The 21,397-nt window shown below is 70.4% G+C and carries 17 protein-coding genes; 3 read left to right on the top strand and 14 right to left on the bottom strand.

What is annotated here, in order from left to right:
* Positions 1-106: 106 nt before the first annotated feature.
* The 6 genes from WMF39_RS19315 to WMF39_RS19290 all read right to left on the bottom strand — a co-directional run bounded on the left by WMF39_RS19315 (position 107) and on the right by WMF39_RS19290 (position 5,943).
* Positions 107-1,123 (bottom strand): ABC transporter ATP-binding protein, encoded by a 1,017-nt coding sequence (locus WMF39_RS19315; protein WP_437746959.1) that lies wholly within the window; start codon positions 1,121-1,123, stop codon positions 107-109.
* A complete protein-coding gene (locus WMF39_RS19310; RefSeq protein ID WP_437746958.1) occupies positions 1,120-2,133 on the bottom strand; it encodes an ABC transporter ATP-binding protein in 1,014 nt (337 codons plus the stop codon). The genes WMF39_RS19315 and WMF39_RS19310 overlap by 4 nt, the downstream gene beginning before the upstream one ends.
* 45 nt (positions 2,134-2,178) lie before the next feature.
* Positions 2,179-3,231 carry an ABC transporter permease gene (locus WMF39_RS19305; RefSeq protein WP_437553674.1) on the bottom strand — a complete coding sequence of 351 codons (1,053 nt, stop codon included), beginning with the start codon at positions 3,229-3,231 and terminating at the stop codon, positions 2,179-2,181.
* 2 nt (positions 3,232-3,233) lie between these two features.
* Entirely contained in the window at positions 3,234-4,154 is a 921-nt protein-coding gene (locus WMF39_RS19300) for an ABC transporter permease (RefSeq protein ID WP_012236088.1), read from the bottom strand.
* A 262-nt stretch (positions 4,155-4,416) separates the two neighbouring features.
* Entirely contained in the window at positions 4,417-4,776 is a 360-nt protein-coding gene (locus WMF39_RS19295; RefSeq protein WP_437746957.1) for a glutaredoxin, read from the bottom strand.
* 198 nt (positions 4,777-4,974) lie between these two features.
* Positions 4,975-5,943 carry a quinone oxidoreductase family protein gene (locus tag WMF39_RS19290; protein ID WP_437746956.1) on the bottom strand — a complete coding sequence of 323 codons (969 nt, stop codon included), beginning with the start codon at positions 5,941-5,943 and terminating at the stop codon, positions 4,975-4,977.
* Positions 5,944-6,067: 124 nt separating this feature from the next.
* Between WMF39_RS19290 and WMF39_RS19285 the strand changes: the two genes are divergently transcribed.
* Positions 6,068-7,570 (top strand): GH1 family beta-glucosidase, encoded by a 1,503-nt coding sequence (locus WMF39_RS19285; protein WP_437746955.1) that lies wholly within the window; start codon positions 6,068-6,070, stop codon positions 7,568-7,570.
* Positions 7,571-7,610: 40 nt separating this feature from the next.
* Here WMF39_RS19285 and WMF39_RS19280 read toward each other — a convergent pair whose 3' ends face one another.
* Positions 7,611-8,444, bottom strand: a complete 834-nt coding sequence (locus WMF39_RS19280) for a class I SAM-dependent methyltransferase (protein ID WP_437746954.1) — start codon at positions 8,442-8,444, stop codon at positions 7,611-7,613.
* A 298-nt stretch (positions 8,445-8,742) separates the two neighbouring features.
* Between WMF39_RS19280 and WMF39_RS19275 the strand changes: the two genes are divergently transcribed.
* Positions 8,743-9,147, top strand: coding sequence for a hypothetical protein (locus tag WMF39_RS19275; RefSeq protein WP_437553661.1), 405 nt, complete (start codon positions 8,743-8,745; stop codon positions 9,145-9,147).
* A gap of 96 nt (positions 9,148-9,243) precedes the next feature.
* Here the strand turns inward: WMF39_RS19275 and WMF39_RS19270 are convergent, their stop codons facing one another.
* Together WMF39_RS19270 and WMF39_RS19265 are read right to left on the bottom strand one after the other, a co-directional pair.
* Complete coding sequence (locus WMF39_RS19270) at positions 9,244-10,182, bottom strand: fibro-slime domain-containing protein (RefSeq protein ID WP_437746953.1); 939 nt, start codon at positions 10,180-10,182, stop codon at positions 9,244-9,246.
* Between the two features lie 256 nt (positions 10,183-10,438).
* Positions 10,439-11,155: an SDR family oxidoreductase gene (locus tag WMF39_RS19265; protein ID WP_437746952.1), complete on the bottom strand. Its 717-nt coding sequence runs from the start codon at positions 11,153-11,155 to the stop codon at positions 10,439-10,441.
* Positions 11,156-11,216: 61 nt separating this feature from the next.
* Between WMF39_RS19265 and WMF39_RS19260 the strand changes: the two genes are divergently transcribed.
* Positions 11,217-12,104, top strand: coding sequence for a LysR family transcriptional regulator (locus WMF39_RS19260; RefSeq protein WP_437746951.1), 888 nt, complete (start codon positions 11,217-11,219; stop codon positions 12,102-12,104).
* A gap of 39 nt (positions 12,105-12,143) precedes the next feature.
* On the opposite strand, the gene WMF39_RS19255 is transcribed toward WMF39_RS19260, so the two are convergent.
* The 5 genes from WMF39_RS19255 to galE form a co-directional block, all read right to left on the bottom strand.
* Entirely contained in the window at positions 12,144-13,241 is a 1,098-nt protein-coding gene (locus tag WMF39_RS19255) for a catalase family protein (RefSeq protein ID WP_437746950.1), read from the bottom strand.
* Positions 13,238-15,019, bottom strand: coding sequence for a di-heme-cytochrome C peroxidase (locus WMF39_RS19250; RefSeq protein ID WP_437746949.1), 1,782 nt, complete (start codon positions 15,017-15,019; stop codon positions 13,238-13,240). Before WMF39_RS19250 ends, WMF39_RS19255 begins: the two co-directional genes overlap by 4 nt.
* A 602-nt stretch (positions 15,020-15,621) precedes the next feature.
* Entirely contained in the window at positions 15,622-18,030 is a 2,409-nt protein-coding gene (locus WMF39_RS19245) for a glycoside hydrolase family 31 protein (protein WP_437746948.1), read from the bottom strand.
* Positions 18,027-20,171 (bottom strand): peptide ABC transporter substrate-binding protein, encoded by a 2,145-nt coding sequence (locus tag WMF39_RS19240; protein WP_437746947.1) that lies wholly within the window; start codon positions 20,169-20,171, stop codon positions 18,027-18,029. The genes WMF39_RS19245 and WMF39_RS19240 overlap by 4 nt, the downstream gene beginning before the upstream one ends.
* 178 nt (positions 20,172-20,349) lie before the next feature.
* Entirely contained in the window at positions 20,350-21,366 is a 1,017-nt protein-coding gene (gene galE / locus WMF39_RS19235) for a UDP-glucose 4-epimerase GalE (protein WP_437746946.1), read from the bottom strand.
* Positions 21,367-21,397 lie beyond the last annotated feature (31 nt).

Genomic DNA, 21,397 nt, shown 5'->3' with positions numbered 1-21,397 from the left:
CCGCTACTGCACGCAGAGGTCAGGAAAATCCTGTCATCGGACATTCCACGTCATGTCTGGACAACGAGCTCAGCCGATGTGGGGTATTGCGCGCCGCCGGATCACATCACGGATGCGTAGGTGCCGTGGGCAACTCGGTGAGATGGCAGGCGGCCCAGTGCCCAGGGCGACGCTCCTCCAGCGGAGGGGCCTCGGCGCTGCACCGGTCCATCGTATAGGGACAGCGTGTGTGAAAATGGCACCCTGACGGCGGGTTCAGCGGACTCGGCACTTCGCCGACGAGGGGCAGGCGGCGGCGCGTGCGCTCGACATCGGGATCCGGGATCGGGATCGCCGACAGCAGGGTCTGCGTGTACGGATGTTGCGGTGAACGGAAGAGCTCGTCCGGGCGAGCGCGCTCCACGATCCGGCCGAGGTACATCACCGCGATCTCGCTTGACAGGTGGCGGACCACGGCGAGGTCGTGCGCGACGAACACGTACGTGAGCGAGAGCTCGCGCTGGAGCGACGCGAGCAGGTTGACGATCTGGGCCTGGATGCTCACGTCGAGCGCGCTGACCGGCTCGTCCGCGATCACGAGCTTCGGCTTCAGGGCGAGCGCGCGGGCGATGCCGATCCTCTGCCGCTGGCCGCCGGAGAACTCGTGCGGATAGCGCCGCATGTACGAGGGCGAGAGCCCGACGAGCTCCATGAGGCGCGCCACCTCGCGCAGCGCCTCGTCGCGCGACGAGACGAGGCCGTGGGTGGAGAGCGGCTCGGCGATGAGGTCGTGGACCGTCATGCGCGGGTTCAGGCTCGCGTACGGGTCCTGGAAGATCATCTGCATCTCGCGGCGCGCCTTCCGCAGCGCGCGCGGCTCGAGCGTCAGGATCTCCCGGCCGTCGATCTTCACGCTCCCCGACGTGGGCGGGACGAGGCGGAGGATGCCCCGGCCCGTCGTCGACTTGCCGCATCCGGACTCGCCGACGAGACCCAGCGTCGCGCCGCGGTCGACGTCGAACGAGACGCCGTCGACCGCGCGCACCGTGCCGACCTGCCGCTGAAGCAGGCCGCGACGCACCGGGAAGTGGACCTTGAGATCGCGTACCGAGAGCAGCGGCGGAGGGGTTGCGGCGGTGGTCATGGCGCTCGTCCTGCGACGTCCTCGACGTGGCACCGCACGACGTGCAGCGCCTTCCTGTTGCCCTCGCCCGAGACGACGCGCGGCGGCGGCGCCTCCTCCCGGCACGCCGCGATCGCGTGCGCGCAGCGCGGGTGGAACGGGCAGCCCGGCGGCAGGCGCGCGAGCGAGGGCGGCATCCCGGGGATGGGCACCAGGTCCCCGCCGCGCGCGTCGTCGAGCCGCGGGATCGAGCGCGACAGGCCGATGGTGTACGGGTGCCGGGCGGCGTGGAAGATGGCGCCGACGGGGCCCTCCTCGACGATGCGCCCGGCGTACATGACCGCGACGCGATCGGCCATCTTCGCCACGACGCCGAGGTCGTGCGTGATGAGGAGGACGGCCGCGCCGAGCGCCTCCTTCCGCTCCCCGATCAGGTCCAGGATCTGCGCCTGGATCGTGACGTCGAGCGCCGTCGTCGGCTCGTCGGCGATCAGCAGATCGGGGTCGCACAGGAGCGCCATCGCGATCATCACCCGTTGCCGCATCCCGCCCGAGAGCTGGTGCGGGTAGTCGTCGATCCGCGACGCCGCCGCGGGGATCCCGACCGCCTGCAGCATCTCGACGCTGCGCCGGCGCGCCTCGGCGCGGCCCATCCGGCGGTGGAGCTCCAGCACCTCGATGAGCTGCTCGCTCACCCGGAGGTAAGGGTTCAGCGACGTCATCGGGTCCTGGAAGATCATCGCGATCCGGTCGCCGCGGACGCGCTCCATCCGCGCCTCGCTCGCCTCCACGAGGTCCTCGACGACGCCGCCCTCGGACTCGAGCAGGATCTGGCCGCCGACGATCCTGCCCGGCGGGTCGGGGATCAGCCGCAGGAGGGAGAGGCTCGTCACGCTCTTGCCCGAGCCGGACTCGCCGACGATGCCGAGGACCTCGCCGCGATCGAGGCTGAAGGAGATGCCATCGACCGCGCGGACCACCCCCTCCTCTGTGAAGAAGTGGGTCTTCAGGTTCTTGACCTCGAGCAGCATGGTCCGTGCGGGCGCGCGCGTCCCGGAGATGGAGCGCGGCGCCCTTCAGTCCTTTCGGATGCGAGGATCCAGGGCGTCGCGGAGCCCGTCGCCGAGGAAGTTGAAGCAGATCAGCGTGAGCGCGAGCATCAGCGCCGGGAAGACGAGCTGCCAGGGGAAGAGGTCCATCGCGTCGGCGCCGGTGGACGCGAGCAGGCCCCAGCTCGACAGCGGCTCCTGCGTGCCGAGGCCGAGGAAGCTCAGGAACGCCTCGGTCATCATCACCTCGGGGATGGTGAGCGTCGTGTAGACGATGATCGGGCCCACCGCGTTCGGCACGAGGTGCCGGAAGATCAGCGCGGCGTGCCCGACGCCGATCGAGCGCGCCGACTCGATGAACGGCTGGCCGCGCAGCGCGATGACCTGGCCGCGGACGATGCGGGCCATGGTGAGCCAGGAGATGCCGCCGAGGGCCGCGAAGACGACGACGATCTGGAAGATGGGGAAGTAGCTCGGGTCCGACGGCTCCTTGACGAAGAGGCCGAGCGCGACCTTCCAGGCGCGGTAGAGGACCGTCTGGTCGTTCGCGAAGAAGACCATCAGCAGGATGACGAGGATGAGGAACGGGAACGTGTAGAGCACGTCCACGATGCGCATCATGATCGCGTCGACCTTGCCGCCGAAGTAGCCGGCTACCCCGCCCCAGCTCACGCCGATGACGAAGCTCACGAGCGTCGCGACGATGCCGACGGCGAACGAGATGCGCCCGCCGAAGAAGACGCGGGCCATCAGATCGCGGCCGAAGTAGTCGGTGCCCATCCAGTGGGCGAGCGACGGGGGCTGCGCGCCGAGCTTGAGATCCGCCTTGTCGTACCGGTAGCTCGACAGCTCCGGGACGAGGATGCAGGCGAGGATCATCGCGATGAGCACGACGCCGCAGGCGACCGCGGCGCGGTTCTTTCGGAGCCGCCGCCACGCGTCGCGGCCGAGGCTCGATCCCTGCTCCAGCGCGTCGAGCCGCAGCGGGCCGGCCGGGCTTGGTGCCGCGCCGCCCGCGCCGCCAGGGGCGGCGGGCGGATCGCCGGGGGCGGCGGGCTGCGGGAGGGCGGCGTGGAGCATGGTCAGCGCAGCTCCACCCGCGGGTCGATGAAGGCGTACGCCACGTCGACGATCGCGTTGAAGAGCATGAGCAGGAAGCCGTAGACGAGCATGACCCCCATCACGAGGTTGTAGTCGCGGTTCGTGGCCGCCTCGACGAAGTAACGGCCCATGCCGGGGATGTTGAAGATCTTCTCGACGACGAGGGAGCCGACGAGCAGGCCGCTGAAGCCGGGGCCGAGGAAGCTCACGACCGGGAGCAGCCCGCCCCGGAGCGCGTGCTTCAGGACGACCTTGCGCTCCGAGAGCCCCTTGGCGCGGGCGGTGCGGATGAAATCCGAGCGGATCACCTCGAGCATCCCGCCGCGCGTCAGCCGGGCGATGTAGGCCGCGACAGGGAGCCCGGCGCAGATGACCGGCAGCACCATGTGCCGCCACGTCTCCCAGCGCGCCACCGGGAACCAGTAGAGCTTGAGCGAGAAGACGAGCATGAGCAGCGGGGCGAGCACGTACCGCGGCACGCTGAGGCCGACCATGGCGACCCCCATGGCCGCCGTGTCCTTCCAGGTGTTCTGGCGGATCGCGCCGATGATGCCGAGCGGGATGCCCGTCGCGAGGGCGAAGAGCATCGCCCAGCACCCGAGCTGCATCGACACGGGCAGGCTGAGCGCGATGATCTCGTTGACGGTGCGGTTCGGGTACTTGAACGTCGGGCCCAGGTCGCCTCGGGTGACGAGCGCAAGGAGCCAGTCGCCATACTGCTTCAGCACCGGATCGTTCAGGTGGTACTTGGCGTCGAGCTGCCGCTGGACCTCGACGGGCACCGCCCGCTCCTGGTCGAACGGGCCGCCCGGCACGATGCGCACCAGGACGAACACCAGGGTGGCGACGAGGAAGAGCGTGGGGATGATGGAGAGCAGCCGCTTGATGGCGTAGGAGCTCACGGCGCGCCGCCTCCCGGCCGCCGGGCCGCGCCGCTCGCCCCGTCATCCCGCCGCCTTCCGTGGATCCCGAGCGATGTCACGAGGTGCCTCCGTGCTGCCGTCTTCAGCGCGGCGACCGCCGCGAGGGCGCGCCGCGACCTCCCGCATATCACGGAACCGCCGGTCGACCGCGGCGTTTCGCGCGGCACGTCGCGCCGCGCGAAGCGCCGCGGCCGAGGCGGCCTGCGCGCTGTGCCCGGCGTTCATGCGCGCATGTTCACGGCTAGCCCTTGAGCTTGCCCTGATCGCGGAGCTTCACGAGCTCCGCGTAGCCGCCTTCGAGGACCCCGCCGACGAACACCATCGGGAACGTCGGAAAGCCGGCCCAGAGCTTGATGGCGAGCCGCTCCTTCCACCTGGAGAGGTAACTCCCGTACTCCAGGTAGGTATATTTCACGCCCTCTCCGTCGAGCAGCTGGCGCGCCTTCTTCACGAAGGGATTCTGGGCCATCCCGACGAGGACCACCCGATCGCGGCTCACCGCCGCCGCGACCTCGTCGACGATGGACCGATGAAATCCGGCGATCTGCGACTTCACCGTGTCCGAGATCTTCTCGGGAGCAAGCGTGGGACGTTCGGCCATGGAATGAGCACCTCCGCGCCGGGAGCGTACCGGCCCGAAGACGACACGGTCAACGGCCGGATTGGCCGGAGGCTGCTCGCGTACAGCGCACGTCTGCACGCCTGAGAGAACCAGAGAGACAAGGAGCTCCCGCAGCAGGGCCGAACTCCCCAGATCCTCCGCGCCTCGAATCGCGCCTCCGCGCGACGATTCCGTCCGTTACGGGATGAGCAGCACCTTCCCCGTCGTCGCCCGCCCGGCGAGCGCGCGGTGCGCCTCCGCCGCCTCGGCGAGGGGGTACGTGGCGCCGATCGAGATCGTGAGCTCGCCGCGCGCGATCGCGCCGAGCACGTCGGCGGCGCGCTCGAGCAGCTCCTCGCGCGTCGCGGTGTAGTGGCCGAGGCTCGGCCGCGTGAGGTAGAGCGACCCCTTCTGGTTCAGGATCTGCGGGTCGAACGACGGCACCGGCCCGCTCGACTGGCCGAAGAGCACCATCGTGCCGCGCAGGCGGAGCGCGCCCAGGCCCTTCACGAACGTGTCGCTCCCGACGCCGTCGTAGACGACGTGGACGCCGGCGCCGCCCGTGAGCCGGCGCGCCTCGGCCTCGAAATCGGCCTTCGTGTACAGGATCACCTCGTCGGCGCCGGCGCCTCGCGCGAGGCCCGCCTTCTCCTCGGTCGAGACGGTGCCGATCACGCGCGCGCCGAGCCGCTTCGCCATCTGGCACAGGAGCAGGCCGACCCCGCCCGCGGCCGCGTGGATGAGGCACGTGTGGCCGGGGCCGAGCGGGAACGTGGAGCGCACGAGGTACTGCGCCGTGATGCCCTGGAGCATCGCGGCCGCGGCGCGCTTCGCGCCGACGCCCGCGGGCACGGGGACGAGCTTCGCGGCCGGGATCCGGACGTGCGTCGCGTACGAGCCGGGGCCGCCGGTCCACGCGACCTCGTCCCCTTCCCTCACCTCGGTGACGGACGGCCCCACCGCCTCGACGCGCCCCGCGCCCTCGAGGCCGAGCGGGATGGGCGGCTCGAGCTTGTACTGGCCGCTCCGCTGGTAGATGTCGATGAAGTTCACGCCGGCGGCCTCGACGCGGACCACGGCTTCCCCCGGGCCCGGCGCGGGCGTGGGGAGCTCCTCCAGCGTCATCACCTCGGGGCCGCCTGCGGCTTTCGGTCGGATCGCGAGCATGCCGCCCATGTTGTCGAGCCGCGCTGGGCCGTCAAGCGACCGGCGCGATCATCGACCCGCGTCGACCCGCATCGACGCGCATCGAACCCATTGCTGTCCCGCGCACGCCGTGGATGATGCCTCCATGGCTCTCCATCCTTCCGAGTCGCTCTCCGCGAGCAACGCCTCTCCCTCCTCCGCGCCCCCGCCTGTGACCGCCGCCTCGGCCGGCGCAGGCCGAGCAAACGCGACGGCCGCGCCGTTTCCCGCGGACTTCCTGTGGGGCACGGCCACCGCGGCCTACCAGATCGAGGGCGCCGCCAGCGAGGATGGCCGGACGCCCTCCGTGTGGGACGTCTTCTCGAAGACCCCTGGGAAGGTCTTCGAAGGGCACACCGGAGACGTCGCCTGCGACCACTACCACCGTTACAAGGAAGATGTCGGGCTGCTCGCCGAGCTCGGGGTCAAGAGCTACCGCTTCAGCGTCTCGTGGACGCGGGTCCTCCCGGACGGCACGGGCAAGGTCAACCCGAAGGGGCTCGACTTCTACGATCGCCTCGTCGACGAGCTCCTCCGCGCCGGCATCGTGCCCATGTGCACGCTCTTCCACTGGGACTTCCCCCAGGCGCTCCAGGATCGCGGCGGGTTCCTCCAGCGCGACGTCGCCGACTGGTTCGCGGACTACACGACCGTCGTCGCCCGGCGGCTCGGCGATCGCGTGCCCTGGTGGGTGACGCAGAACGAGCCGCAGGCGTTCATCGGCAACGCGCTCCTCAACGGGGTCTTCGCCCCCGGGCTCAAGCTCCCCTACCGGGAGTACCTGACCGCCGCCCACAACCAGATGCGGGCGCACGGCAAGCAGGTGGACGCCCTGCGCGCCGCGGCCACGGCGGCGAAGATCGGCTACGTGCTCGCCACCCAGGTGCAGCGCCCGGCGACCGAGGATCCGGCGGACATCGAGGCGGCGCGCGAGGCGATCTTCTCGGTCTATGACAAGAACCCCTGGAACAACGCCTGGTGGATCTGTCCGGTGCTCGAGGGGCGGTATCCGGAGAGCGGCCTCCGGCTCTTCGGCGACGACATGCCCGAGTTCCCCGCCAGCGACTTCGACCAGATAAAGCGGCCGATCGACTACCTCGGGCTCAACATGTACTCGGCGGGCACGTGGCGGCAGGGCAAGGACGGCAGGCCGGAGCGCGTCGTCTCCCCGCCGGGCTACCCGCGCGGGACGCTCGACTGGCTGCAGATCGTCCCCAGCACGCTCTACTGGGGATCGAGGTACTTCTGGGAGCGGTACAGGCTGCCCATCGGGATCACCGAGCACGGCCTGGCGACGCGGGACCAGGTCTTCCTCGACGGCAAGGTGCACGACCCGAAGCGCATCGACGTCATGCACCGGTACCTGCTCGGCCTGGCGCGGGCGGTCCAGGAGGGCGTCCCGGTCGTCGGGTACTGGGCCTGGTCGCTCCTCGACAACTTCGAGTGGGCCGAGGGCTACAAGGATCGCTTCGGGCTGGTCTACGTCGATTACGCGACGCAGCGACGGATCCCGAAGGACTCGTTCTCCTGGTACCGAGAGGTCATCGCGACCGGCGGGCGCTCGCTCCTCGGGCCGACCGCCGTCGCGTGGGACAACGTGACCGGCTGATCCCGGCGGCCCGCGGCCCGGGCCGCGCTGCATTCCATGGTCAGCGGGGTTTACGGCCGATCGCGATGTTCGCCGTCACCGGGACACGCACGGCCCCGCCTGGCTCGGCGAAGGACTCGATGGCGGCGCGCAGCGGTCCGCGTAGCCGAGCGCGCCCGTCGCCGTCCAGCGCGGCGTAGAGGTGCATGACGGGCAGGATCTCGTCGAGATCCGTCATGACGCGGTCCACCGAAGATCCGCCCCATGCGCCGTCGACCGCGTGCACGGCGACCTCGCCGCACCCGGCCCCGAGCATCTCGGCCTTCAGGCCCTCCAGCGAGCACAGCGCCGTCATGCCCTGGGGCGGCGGATGGATCGGCGCCTCCGGGAAGGTGCGGCGATAGGCCTGCAGGAAGAGCGGCCCCGGGCCTGCCCCCTCCGGGCTCGACCAGGTCGCCACGATGACCCGGCCCCCGGGCCGGGTCGCGCGGACGAGCTCGGCCATGCCGCGGCGCCAGTCGGGGAACATCATGACGCCGAACACGGAGCAGCTCACATCGAAGGTCGCGTCCTCCACGTCCAGCGCCTGCCCGTCCATCACCCGCGCCTCGCTCCCGGCGAAGGGCTGCAGTCGCTCGCGCAGGCGCGCCGCCATGCCGCGCGAGATGTCGGTCGCGAGCACGCGCGCGCCTGCCTCGGCCGCGGCCAGCGCCAGGGCGCCCGTCCCTGCGGCGACGTCGAGCAGGCGCTCGCCCTGCCTGAGCCCGCCCGCCAGCGACAGCGCCGCGCGCGCGAAGCCCGCCGTCAACGGCTCGGCCCAGCGCTCGTAGCTGGCCGCCACGGCGGTCCAGTGCGCTTCGTCGCTGAAGTTGAGTGGTTCAGCGCTGTTCGTCATCGGTCAATCCTCTTGTCATCGATCATGGGAGAGGAGCCTGGCACCGCCCGAGGAGCGCGTCATTGGCCGGGCTTTCGGTGGCTCTGGCCTCCTTTTCGATCGCCGCACATCTCCCGCGGCCACGGCGAGGGCGGCGCGCTCCGCGGGATTGTCGCTGGAGCCCTTTCGTGCTCCCCTGGTGATCGCGGAGGAGCCCCGTGGCATCGGTCGCTCCCTCGCCGGTGCGACGCGCAGCTCGGGGTCCTCCCCTACGCTCCGCCGACCGCCGGCCCCTCAACGCAGTCGTGTGGAGGCTCCCATGTCGATCGCCGGTCCCCTCTTAGGAATCGTGATCACCCTCGTCGTGCTGGGCGTCATGGCCGTGGTGTTCGTCACCGTCTTTCTGCCCATGATGAAGAACGCGAACAAGATGCTCGCGGGCGCGAACGAGATGATCCAGGCCCAGACGGCGGCGGCCAACCTCCGCATGACGGGCCTGCCCGCGCAGGCCCGCGTGCTCGTCGTCCAGCCCACCGGCACGATGATCAACTACCAGCCGCAGTGCCGGGTCGACCTCGAGGTGTATCGCCCGAACGCGCCGCCCTACCGCGCGGCCATCCTCGCGGTCATCCATCAGATGGCGATCCCCCGCGTGCAGCCGGGCCTCGTCGTGCCGGTCAAGATCGACGCCGCCAACCCCAACAACATCGCTCTCGACGTGTGACGGCGATCCTCGACGCCCGCACGCTCTCGGGGATGTCCGGCGGTTGGGGATGCCGGGCTCAGGCCTGCGAGAGGGCGCGGCGCGAGCCCGGGGGCGTCACAGCGGGATGTCGACGGGCACGAAGCAGGAGATGTTGGTCTCGATGCGGAAGTTCGACCCGTCGGTGTGGCGCTCCGCGTGGAAGATGTCCATCGAGTAGCTGTTGCCCGGCGAGATGCCGAGGTCCCGGGCCTGGGCATCGAAGTCGATGACGCTCTCCGCGGGCCCGTGCATGCTGCCCAGGTCGAGCGCGAGCTTGCCGTTGATGAAGATCCAGATGTCGTCGTCGCCCCGGAAGGTGAACTTCTGACGGGCGACGTAGCCGAACATCAGGTGGATCTCGGTGGTGAAGAGGAAGTTCTGTCTCTTGCCGTTGTTGGGCGGGGTGACCCCGAACCCCTCCTCCGGCGCCAGCGGGAAGAAATCCGCGCTGTCGAACACGTACTGCCCCGATCCGGGCGGCGACTCGTCGAGCGCGAGCTCCTTGGTGAAGGTCATGTTCACGCCCGGCACGTCCCGGTACCACTGGTTGAAGCTTTCCTCGCTCGTGATGGTCTTCTGGTTGCCGACCCCGTCCCTGCAGCCGAGCGGGGCCGGCAGCTGCGCGAAGCAGCCGATGGAATCGAGGAACACCGGCTTCCGATCGCCGTCGAGCGTCGGCTCGATGAGCTGGCGACGGGGTTCGTCGCCCCTGAAGCTGGCCATCTCGAAGTCGGGGTGCGTCTCCTTGAAGTCGCGATAGGTGACATCGAGGACGCTCTTGCAATCGCTGCCGCCTGCGCCGCCTGCGCCGGCGCTCGCGTTGCCCCCCGTGATGGTCCCGAAATCGTCGCCGGTCGAGCTGCTAACGCCGCTCGTCGGCGTCCCGCTGCTGCTCGCGGGCGTCCCGCTGCTGCCGCCGGACCCGGAGGTCGGGCCGCTGCTCTCGTCGGGCGTCGAAGAGCACGCCAGGGCTACCGCTGCGAAGGTCAGAAGAAAGAAAGAACGAGGGTACATGGTGCACTCCTAGAGAGCAGTAGCACAACCATACTTCGCGGCTTTTGTCAACCGCGTCTCATGGCGATCGCGCGGTGAAGTGTTGTGGCAAGCGTTGCGGCAAGCTCGGGGAACATGCCTTGTTCGATGGGCCAGGCGGCGGCTGCGGCGCGCCTCCCTCGCTTCCCGCGGTTTTCTTGCTTCCCTCGCTTGCCGTCCCTGGTTTCGCGTTCCGCACCTATCGAATCCGGCCACCTCCCTGGGCGGGCTCAGGCTCTCAGACGAGGCGGTGTCCCCCGTCGACGCGCAGCACCTCGCCCGTGGTGAACCCGTTCCCCATGAGGAAGAGCGCGGCGTGGGCGATGTCCGCGGGCGCGCCGACGCGCCCGACCGGGAGGCGGCGCGCGTGCTGCGCGAAGCGCTCCTGCTTGGCGCCGCCCGCGAGCGAGTCCCAGACCGGCGTGTCGACCCAGCCCGGCGACAGCGCGTTCACGCGCACCGGCGCGAGCTCCACGGCCAGGGCGCGCGCGAGCGCCATGAGCGCCCCGTTCACCGCGGCCACGACCGCCCCGCTGGGCCCCGGCCGCTCCGCCGCGATCCCCGCCGTGAACGTGAGCGAGCCGCCCGGCTCGATCCGCGCGTGCTTGGCGACGTGGAGGGCCGCCACGAGCTTCGAGTCGATCACGCGCCGCGCCGCGGCGATGTCCAGCGCGCGAATCGGCTGGTAATGGCCCTCCACCGCCGTCACCACCACATGCCGCGCCGGCGGATGCTCGTTGAACAGACTCCGCACCTCGGCCTCCTGCGTCGCGTCGGCCGCGAAGGTGCGCACCCGGCGCGGCTCCCCGAGCTCGGCCGCGGCGCGCGCGAGGCGCTCGCGCGAGCGGCTCACGACGGTCAGAGACGCGCCGCGCTCGAGGCAGGCCCTGGCCACGCCGAGGCCGATGCCCGACGAGCCGCCGATGACGACGACATGCTGATCTTCAAGGTGCATGAGCGAGGCGTAGCGCGCGCGCCTCGGGCAAACCATGGGATGCTGTGGCATGCTCCGTCCCATGAGCGGGATGATCTCCCTCGAGGACGTGCGGCTCTTCGCGGCCGTCGCTCACCACCTGAGCTTCGTGGAGGCGGCGCGGCGCACGGGGGTGCCCACGAGCACCGTGAGCCGCCGGGTGGCGCAGCTGGAGGAGGCGCTGGGGGTGCGGCTGCTCCAGCGCACCTCACGCCGCGTCGGCCTCACCGGCGAGGGCGCGCGGCTGATCGAGCGCGCCGGGCCGCTGCTCGACGAGCTCGGCTCGGTCCTCGACCGGGCCGCGGATCGGGAGGACGAGCCCGCGGGCAGGCTCCGGGTGACGGCGCCCGTAATGACGGGCGCGCAGCGGATCGCGCCGGCGCTGTTCTCCTTCGCCGCCCGGCACCCGCGCCTGTCGCTGGAGCTCACGCTCACGAACGCGGTCGTCCCCCTGGTCGAGGAGGGCGTCGATCTCGCCTTCCGCGCTGGGCCCGTTCAGGACGCCGACCTCGTGGCGCGGCGGATGTGGTCGCTCCCGTACGCGCTGGCCGCGTCGCCGCGCCTCGTGCAGGACGCGCTCGAGGGCCGCTCGCGGCTCGCGCGCGCGTCGCTCGGGTCCGTGCCCGCGGTCCTGAGCCACCCGGGCGCCGCATGGCGCCTTCGCCGGCGGGACGGCTCCATCGAGGAGGTCCGGCCGCGCGCGCAGTTTTGCGTGAACGACCCGCGGGTGGCGATCGCCGCCGCCGCGCAGGGGCTCGGCGTGGTCTGCGCTCCCCGCGAGGTGATCGAGCAGCAGGGCGAGGCGCTCGTCGAGCTCACGATCACGGGGCGCACGGTCGAGCCCCGCCAGCTCTTCGCGGTGTACCCGTCACGGCGGCTGCTCTCCACGCGGGTGCGGCTGGCGATCGACTGGGTGACGAAGCACCGCTGATCGGGGTCCTGGCGGCAGCCGTGTAGGTAGCCGAAGCCGTCACGGAAGCTCGGTCGGCTCGGAGCGCGGCTGGCCGTTCATCTCGTGCCGCAGCTTCGACACCGCTTCGTAGGCCGCCCGCCGGGCGCGGTTCATCGAGCCGAGCGGCCGGTGCTCCGGCAGCGCATGCCAGGGCGTGAACGACAGAAGTTCGGCGAGCGCGAGGTCCTTGAAGTCCGCCGGGTTCTGCTTCGGGATCCGCAGGATGGCGACGCGCCGGAACGACGAGAGCTCCTCGCTCCAGATAATCGTCGAGTTTTCGATGGGCATCTTCACCGGGTCCGTCTGCTGCTGCACCATGAAGTCGAAATAGACGTCCTCGCGCTTGAGCTGCTCGAGCAGCACCTCGCGCAGGAAATCCGGTCCCGGATTCTCGGGCCTCGGATCGCCTGTTCGCGAGACCGGCTTGGCCGAAAACTTGATCGCGCCCGGTCCGAGCTTGTAGGGGACCTCGCTCCAGTACTGCGACTGAAGCGGATTGTTGAGGACCTGGGATGCCATGAGCGCACTCAGCCTGTCGATCTCCGGGTGCGCTCGCATGTACGCGGCGCGCGCTTCAGGGCCCTCCGCGACGGCCCGGAACAGCTCCAGGTAGTCCTTGAGGTTGCTCACGGCGAATCCCGGGAAGTTGATCATGATGAAGTCCTGGGTCTTCTCGTGCTTCTCCGCGGGAAGGAGCTTCTCCCCTTCGACCCCCAGGAGTTTGATGGCCATGCCCCGCGGCTCCGGCTCCGTGTCCGGCTTCACCTTGGTTCCTCCCGCGGAAAAGCGAACGAGCGCATCGAACTTGCGGGGCGCCTTGAAAACGCCGTACCGGAGCTCCTTCGGCAGGTCGTCGAGCACGATGAGCTCCGCCTTCACGACGGCGAACGTCTTCGGGTGGGCGTCCCGGCGGACCGGGCGCACGCCCGGCGGATACTGCTTGCGGATGATCCGGAGCGTCTCTTCCTTGATCGCCTCGATCAGCGCAGCCTCGTTCGGCTCGAGCGTCTCCTCCGCGATCCCGAGCGACGGAATGCTGGCCGTGCGGGTGACGCGCCCCGGACAGGAGAGAAACAACCCGATCGCCACGGCGCTCCTCCAGAACGACGTCTTCATTCGGTACCTGCCGGCCCTGCCTGGTAACCCCCAGGGTGTTTGACGTGGTAAAAAGTCGGATCCTTCCAGGCGGCGATCGGGTCTTTCGGTCCGCCGAAAGGCGTGATCTGGCGTGGCTCCTCGGGGAGGATCTTCAGGTACTCGATGATCGCCCAGCGTTCCTCGTCCGAGAGCCGCCTTCCGATGACTCCGTCGCCGATGGGGCCGTCCTCGAACGAGTGGCCGGCGTTCGAGTTGCCGACCAGCGTCGTGTCGAAGAGAAACTTGCCGGAGGCTCCCGACGTGTCCACGCCCACCTTGACGGGATCGAACTCGCGCCCGAGGTAGAAGCGCTTCGAGCGGTCCTTCGCGGGGATGAGGAGCTCATAGAGGTTGGGGACCGAGCCGTTGTGCAGGTAGGGAGCGATTGCCCACATCCCTTCGCTGGGCGCCGCCTTGTACAGGCCGTTCGGCGGCATCGGCTCGGTCTCGTTCCGGTAGCCGGTCACGTTCTCGGTCTGCTCAGCGCTCAGGCCGAGCTTCGCGAGGGCTTTTTCGGTCACGCCCGAGACCGCGGTCACGAGAACGACGAGCGCGGGCGCGATGCTCTGCCCTTTGTGGGGAGGGGGAAGAAACGGAGCGAGGGCGCCCGAGAAAACGGTCGGGTTCAGGCCGTAGGTGAGATTCTGCACCTGGGTCGGGTCGGTGCCGATGGTCTTCGCCGGAATCAATGCGTTCTCGATGAAGCGCATGCCCTTCCGCTTCGGCTCGCCCCACCGATGGGGCCACTGCGAATGGCACTGGGCGCATTCCTGCCGGAAGAGCGCCTTTCCGGCCGCCGCTTTCACGCGGTCTATCTTTCCCAGGACCTCTTCGGGCCAGCGTGGCGGCGCGAGACGCCGCAGGAGACCCTCCATCGCGATCTGGCCGTTCATGTCGGCGGTCGTGTCGAACAGGCCTTCCTCGGGAGTCTTCGCCGTCAGGTTGGCTTTCACCCACAGCCCCATCGACTCGCCGATGTTGCGGGACAGGGGGAATTGCTGGGTGCCACGCCAGCCGATCCACGCCGACTGCGGCGCATTCCAGAGAAAGGGCCACTTCACCGGAGCGTTCAACGCCATCCAGTTCTCGGGATACCCTAGAGAGTTCGCCACCACCTGATTGTGGACGAGATTGAGCGCGTCCATCCGGCCCGGCCCGACCCGGGTCGAGGTGCGGAGGTACCGGCTGCGGATCGCGTGGACCTCGGCGGCGTTGGCCGCCAGGCGCTCGCGCAGGTTGCTCGCGGGGATGCGCCGCTGGAGACGGGCGAACTTCCCCGCGTCCTTGTTCGCCGCTTGTAAGGCGTCGTCGAGCCCTTCGAGAAAGGCGAAGAGATCGAGCGTGTGGTTGAAGCCGCCGTCGATCCGGATGCTCGTTCCGCGGTACTCGAGCTGGCCGTTGTGGCAGGCCGCGCAGGAGATCCCCGCCCAGTCGCCTTTCCACCGGCCTTCCTTGACCACCGTTCTCGTCCATCCGATCGGAAGTCCGTCCGGGTTGCGCCGACGATCGGCCGGCTGAGGAACGAGGCCGTACCTCGCCATGTTCTGGTCGGCACGGAATGATCGCTCGCTTCCGGCTTCCTCGAGGTGCAGGAAGATGTCGTACGACATCAGCGCCGAGCCCTGCGAAGTCCGGTAGTAGGTCTGCCGCTCGTCCTCGGTCCAGCCCTGATCGAGCAGCACGACGTTGGCAGCGGCGAGTGTCGGTGTCGCCAGGACGACGAAAGCCGAAGTGGCGAGGTGCCTCAGTCCCATCATTTCATCTCCCGTTCAGGCGCAGCAGGCGATGCAATCGGCGGACCGGCCGCGCGCGGGCACGGGCATGCGGCGCGGTGGCACCTCTCTAAACGCAGCAACAGCCGCTACGCTCGCGGGGCTCCCTGCGTGCCGTAGCCTGGAAATAAATGAGGGTCCTCCGGCAAATCTGTGGGTCCAGAAGCGGACCCGAGGGCCGTGGACTTGTGGCGCCAGGCCCCTGGATCGCGTGGAGAAGGGGGCATTCGCAGGCCTGGCCCCACAGGGTCCACAGCCCCGACGACGACGTTGAAGGCGGGGATTTGTCGGAAGGCGGCGACGATTTATCATTGATCTACAAGGGGAGCGAGGAGTCGTCCGTGAAGAAGTCTTTTTATTACCACCTTCACCAGTTCACGCCGGGAGCGTAGGAAACGGTAGGCCCTGTGCTCGGGTCAAGCTCGGATAAAATAGACTATCTAACCCGTCGAGCGACTCGTCGAGCTGCCATGCTCGGTGCGGGGTGCAGAGAGCGCTTGCCCAAGGCACACCTCTGCAGCCACGGCCGCTGCGAGCGCTGGTGATGCAGGCACTGCAACAGCAGCGTGCTTACGGCGCCGCCGCGATCAGGACACCTTGAGCTCGATCCGCCGCCAGTCGGCCGCGACCTCGATCTCGACGCCCCCGTCGATCGCGCGGTGCGACCTGGCCCCGACCACGGAGCGCGGCGCCGGCACGCCGTGGACGCGGATCGTCTCCACCTCGCGCGCGAGCGGCAGATCGCCCGTCGCGCTGCGCTCGAGCGAGAACGTGGCGCTGTCGAGGCCGCCCTCGATCCGGGTGGCGCGCGACGCGCCGTGGCCGTCGCCCTCGTCCTCGACCAGGCGGCCGCTCACGCGCTCCGCCGCGTGGACGTGCCACGTGATCTCCTCCCAGCTCGCGCTCGTCGTGTGCATCCGAGGCGCGGTGAGCGCCACCGCGCCTCCGGCGCGCAGCCACACGGGGACCACCCCGAGCGGCGCATCGGCGATCACGTGGCGCCCGCCCTGATCCACGCTCCCCGCGCGCTCCAGGTTCGCGAAGTCCATCCATGCGCCGGCGGGCAGGTACACCAGCCGCTTCGACTGCCCTGGCCGCACCACCGGCGCCACGAGCAGATCGCCGCCGAACAGGAGCTGATCGAAGGCGTGGAGCGCCTCGGGGTCGTCCGGCGCCGCGAAGGACAGCGGCCGCAGGACGGGTATCCCCGTCTCCGCCGCCTCGTGCATGAGCGTGTACAGGGTCGGCAGGAGCCGGTAGCGCCGCTCGAGCGCCGCGCGCGCGAGGCCGAGGTACGGCTCGCCGAAGCGCCAGGGCTCCTGCGCCGGCCTGCCCCTCGCCGCGTGGTTGCGCATCAGCGGATAGAACAGCCCCGCCTGCATCCAGCGCACGAGCAGCTCGCCGTTCGCGCGCCCCGTGAAGCCCGGGATGTCCGCGCCCACGAACGGCACGCCCGAGAGGCCGAGGCCGATCAGCATCGGGATGGACGCCTCCAGGTGCGTGAAATTGCTGGCGAAGTCGCCCGTCCACACCGCGGCGTAGCGCTGGATGCCGGCGAAGGCGGCGCGCGTCAGCACGAAGGGGCGCCGCTCCGGCGCGTGGCGCGCGAGGCCCTCGTGGGCGGCCCGCGACATGCCGAGTCCATAGACGTTGTGGACCTCGAGGTGGCGCCGGGCGCCGTGGCGCGCGTCGTCGGGGAGCGTGCTGCCCTCGATGGCACCGAGGCCCGCGGCGCGCCCGCCGCTCGGCGCCGGCAGGCCCCTGTCGGGGCGGACGGAGAAGCACGCCGGCTCGTTCATGTCGTTCCAGATGCCGGCGATGCCCGCGTCGATGAAGGGCTTTTGCAGATCACCCCACCAGCGCTGCACCTCCTCGCGCGTGAGATCCGGGAAGACCGCCGGGTCGGGCCAGACCTCTCCCACCAGGGGGCCGCCGCGAGGCAGCCGGACGAGGTAGTCTCGCTCTCTCGCCTCCTCGTAGACGGCATATCCCTCGTCGGCCTTGATCCCCGGGTCGACGATCGTCACCAGCTTGACGCCCTCGGCCGCGAGCTCGCGCGCGAGCCGCGCCGGGTCGGGGAAGCGCGAGCGGTCCCATGTCCAGACCCGATAAGCATCCATGTAATCGATATCGAGGTGGACCACGTCGAGGGGGAGGCCGCGCGATCGGTAGCCGCGGACGACGCCGCGCACGTCGTCCTCGGTCTCGTAGCCCCAGCGCGACTGGTGCGCCCCGAGGCTCCAGAGGGGCGGCATGGCCGGGCGCCCGGTGAGCGCGGCGTAGCGCCGGAGGACGTCGGCCGGGTGCGGGCCGGCCAGGAGGTAGACGTCGAGCTCGGGGCCCCGCGACTCCCATTCGATCCGGGTCGGGTCGTTGAGGGCGATATCGACCTCCGAGCGCCACGGCTCGTCGAGGAAGAGGCCCCAGGCCACCCCGCCGCGGAGGGCGATGAAGAAAGGAATCGAGGCGTAGAGCGGGTCGGACTCCACGTGCGGCGGGAAAGCGTCGGTGTTCCAGAACGTGAATCGCAGGCCGCGCTTGTCGAGCGGGCCGACCTTCTCGCCGAACCCGAGGTAGGCCTCGCCCGGCGGCGCCGCGAGCGAGAGCCTGGAGCGGAGCTCGTCCACGGGGAACGCCGGCCGGACCTGCCCCGAGACGGCCTCGCTGCGCGCGAGGGCGCGGCCCGCGGCGTCGCTGAAGATCCATGTGCCCGAGGCGAGCGAGACCTCGAGAGAGGCGCCCTCGGCGCTCACGTGGAGCGCGTCGCCCTCGCGGCGCGCGGAGAGCGGCAGCGCGCCGTCTGCCACCACGGCGAAGGAGTGTTTGGGCGGCAGCTCGGGGTGCGTGAAGCTGGTCACCGCGGACGAGGGGGCGTGCCGCACGCGCAGCACGCCGGGGCCTGGACAGCGGATCTCGACCGCGGCGCGGGCGCCCCAGAGGAGCACGTGCGTCGCGCCGATCGAGGCGTCGGTGAGGAGGCTGCGCGCGCCCGTCATGGCCCCCCGAGCCGCCCCGGCGGCGGCAGCTCCAGCACGGGCGGCGGCTCCCCGGCCGGCCGCTTCTGCCAGTCCGGGTCGATCCAGAGCCATTTGATGAGCTGCGTGTTCCGCGCGTTGGGGATGAACCCCCTCACCCACGGCTTCACCAGGGTCGGCTTCTCCTCGAAGTAGAGCGGTATCCTGCACATCCCGTCGAGCGCCCGCCGCTCGGCCGCCCGGAAGCGCCGGATGCTGTCCCTGGGATCGGCCGTCGCGGCCGCCTCGCCGACCGCCTTGTCGAACTCCGCGTCTGCCCAGCCGGTCCGGTTCTGGGGGCTCTGCGACAGGAACGTCCCGAGCCACGTCTGCGGATGGTTGTAGTCGGCCAGCCAGCCGAGCCGGATCACCTGGAAGTTGCCGTCGCGGAGGTCCTTGAGCATCACCCGCCACTCCTCGCTCCGCAGCGTCGCGGAGACCCCGAGGTGGCGCTTCCACATGTCCTGGATGGCCACGGCGACCTGCGCGTGCCCCTCCCCCGTGTTGTAGAGGATCTCGAGCGGCGGAAACCCCTTCGCCCGCAGCTCGTCTCCCGCGCGGGCGACCTCGTACCCGGCCTCGGCGAGCAGCGCGCGGGCGCGCGCCGGGTCGTGGCCGACCTCGGGGCTCGAGAACGGATCCACGCCGCGCGCCCTGTCCTCCGCCGCCTGCTCGGCATAGCCGGATCCGGTGATGTCGGGCACGTAGTGGGTCGCCGGCTTCCCGAGCCGCGTGATCTTCTCGACGAGCTCCCGCTTGTCGATCGCGAGGTTCAGCGCCCACCGGACGCGCGGATCGTCGACCGGCGGCTTCCTCGTGTTGAGCTCGTAATACACCGTGGAGAGGAACTCGCTGCGCCGGAGATCCTTCTTCCCGGACAGCCAGCTGCGGTGGTCGTACGGGAGCTCGCAGTTGTCTCCCAGGTAATCGATGTCCCCCGCCTTGTAGAGCTGCAGGGTGGCGTTGTACTGGGCGATCTCCATCCAGACGATCCGGTGGATCCTGAGCGCGTCGTGGCCCCAGTACGCCGGGTTCCGGTTCATCGTGATCTCGTACCGGAACTTCCACTCGTCGAGCCGATACGGCCCGTTGACCACCATGTTCTCGGGGCGAAACCAGAGCTCCGGCTCGCCGCGCGCCTCGAACGGCTCGACGACGTCGCGGCGCACCGGGAACAGGGTGACGAAGCTCGTGAGATCGGTGAAGTACGGCGTCGGCTGCTCGAGCTCGACGTCGAGGGTCAGGTCGTCGCGGGCCCGCACGCCCACGGCGGCGTCGTCCTCCGCGAGCGAAGACGTGGCGACGAACCCGGTCGCCCCTCCGGAGCCGGAAGGCGGCGCGGCGCGAGCGCCTGTGGCCGCGGCGGGGTCGTACGTCGGGAGGCTCGCGTGAGGCGCGACCAGCGCGTACGCGGCGGCCTCGATGGGCGCGAGCAGGCAGCCGGGGAGGAAGCCGCGGCCCGCTGGCCCCTCGATCTCGAACCAGCGATCGGCCGCGCCATTGCAGGCGACCGGCGGTCCGGCCGCGAGGAGCGCGACCTCGGCGCCCCGCCACCCGCCGCCCGGGGTGGCGTCGCGCGGCGCGGGCGGCGGGGTCGCGCCGGCCGCGCCGAACGAGAGCCGCTCGCCGGCGCCGGTCGCCTCGTCAGGCTCGCCGTACGTCACCGAGGTCACCCCGGTGGGCGGCGCCGGCAGGGGCGCCACCGCCGACGTCACCCGGGCGGGCGACTGGCCGAGCACGACCACGAACGCCCCCTTGGGCAGCTCGAGCGCGGGCGGCGCGTCGGGACGAGGCGCGCGGCGCAGCGTCGCGCCCTCGCGCAGCGCCTTGAGCTTGCCCAGGTTGAAGAGCTCGCCGTTCTTGAGGACGTGCAGGTTCGTCGCGGCGAGCGAGGCCGTCGACGGGCGCAGCACGCGCTTCCACGCGTACTCGAAGTCGTGCGCCGTCACCGGCTTGCCGTCCGACCAGCGCGCCTCCGGCCGCAGGTGGAACCGGAAGAACCGGTTGTCGTCGCTCCGGTCCCAGCGCGCCGCGACCCCCTGCGCCGCGTGGAGATCGCCGGGCGCGTAGCTGGTCAGCCCCTCGAACATCTGGTGGAGCAGCGTGATGCTCACGGAGTCCACGGCCTTGCCGGGATCGAGGTACTCCGGCTCGTCGCCGTTGTTGACGTAGAAGGTCGTGACGTCCTTGCCGACGCGCGACGTCGTCCCGACGTAACCCTCGGTCTCGCTCGCGCAGGCCGCGAGCGGGCACGAGAGGGCCGCGAGCAGGAGCGCTCTATCGCGCCTCAGATCCGCGGCCCTAATCGGCGAACCCCTTCGGGTTCTGCTCTTGCCAGCGCCAGCTGTCGCGGCACATGGTCTCGAGATCGCGCTCCGCGCGCCAGCCGAGGAGCTCGACCGCGCGCGCGGGATCCGCGTACACCGAGGCGACGTCCCCGGGGCGGCGCGCCACGATCTCGTGGGCGACGCGCCTCCCGCTGACCTTCTCGAACGCGGCCACCATCTCCAGCACCGAGTGTCCCCGCCCGGTGCCGAGGTTGACGGTGAAGCTGTCGCCGACGGTGAAGATGCGGTTCAGCGCGGCGAGGTGCCCGAGCGCGAGGTCGACCACGTGAATGTAGTCGCGCACGCCGGTGCCGTCCGGCGTCGGCCAGTCGCCCCCGAACACCCGGAGCTTGTCGCGCCGCCCCACCAGGACCTGCGTGATGAACGGCGTCAGGTTGTTCGGGATCCCGTTCGGATCCTCCCCGATGAGCCCGCTCTCGTGGGCGCCCACGGGGTTGAAGTAGCGCAGCGACCCGAGCGACCAGCCCCCGGTGGCCGCCACGTCGCGCAGGATCTGCTCCACCATGAACTTGGACTGCCCGTAGGGGTTGGTCGGCCCGAGCCGGCTCCCCTCGTCGAGCGGCACGCGCTCGGGATCGCCGTACACGGTGGCGGACGAGCTGAACACCAGCTTCCGCGCGCCCCGCGCCTCGAGCGCCTTGAGCAGGCACACGGTCCCCGCGACGTTGTTCTCGTAGTACGAGAGCGGCTTCTCGACCGACTCGCCGACGGCCTTCAGCCCCGCGAAGTGGATGGTCGCGTCGATCGGTTGCTCGGCGAGCAGCCGATCCAGGAGCGCCGCGTCGCGGATGTCGCCCTGGATGAACGTCACCTGCTTCCCGGCGATCCGCTCCACCCGCTCCACCGCCGCCTTGCGGCTGTTGCAGAGGTTGTCGAGGATCACCACCCGGTAGCCCGCGTGGAGGAGCTCCACACAGGTGTGCGAGCCGATGTAGCCCGCGCCTCCGGTGACCAGGATCGTCTTGCTCATGTCGTTCTCCCGAGAGGGTCTATGCCGCGCT

The sequence above is a fragment of the Sorangium sp. So ce1504 genome (assembly GCF_051521635.1).
Classification (GTDB): Bacteria; Myxococcota_A; Polyangia; order Polyangiales; family Polyangiaceae; genus Sorangium; species Sorangium cellulosum_B.
The sequence above is the reverse complement of the archived record's forward strand: the minus strand, read 5'-3'. Positions and strand labels throughout refer to the sequence as shown.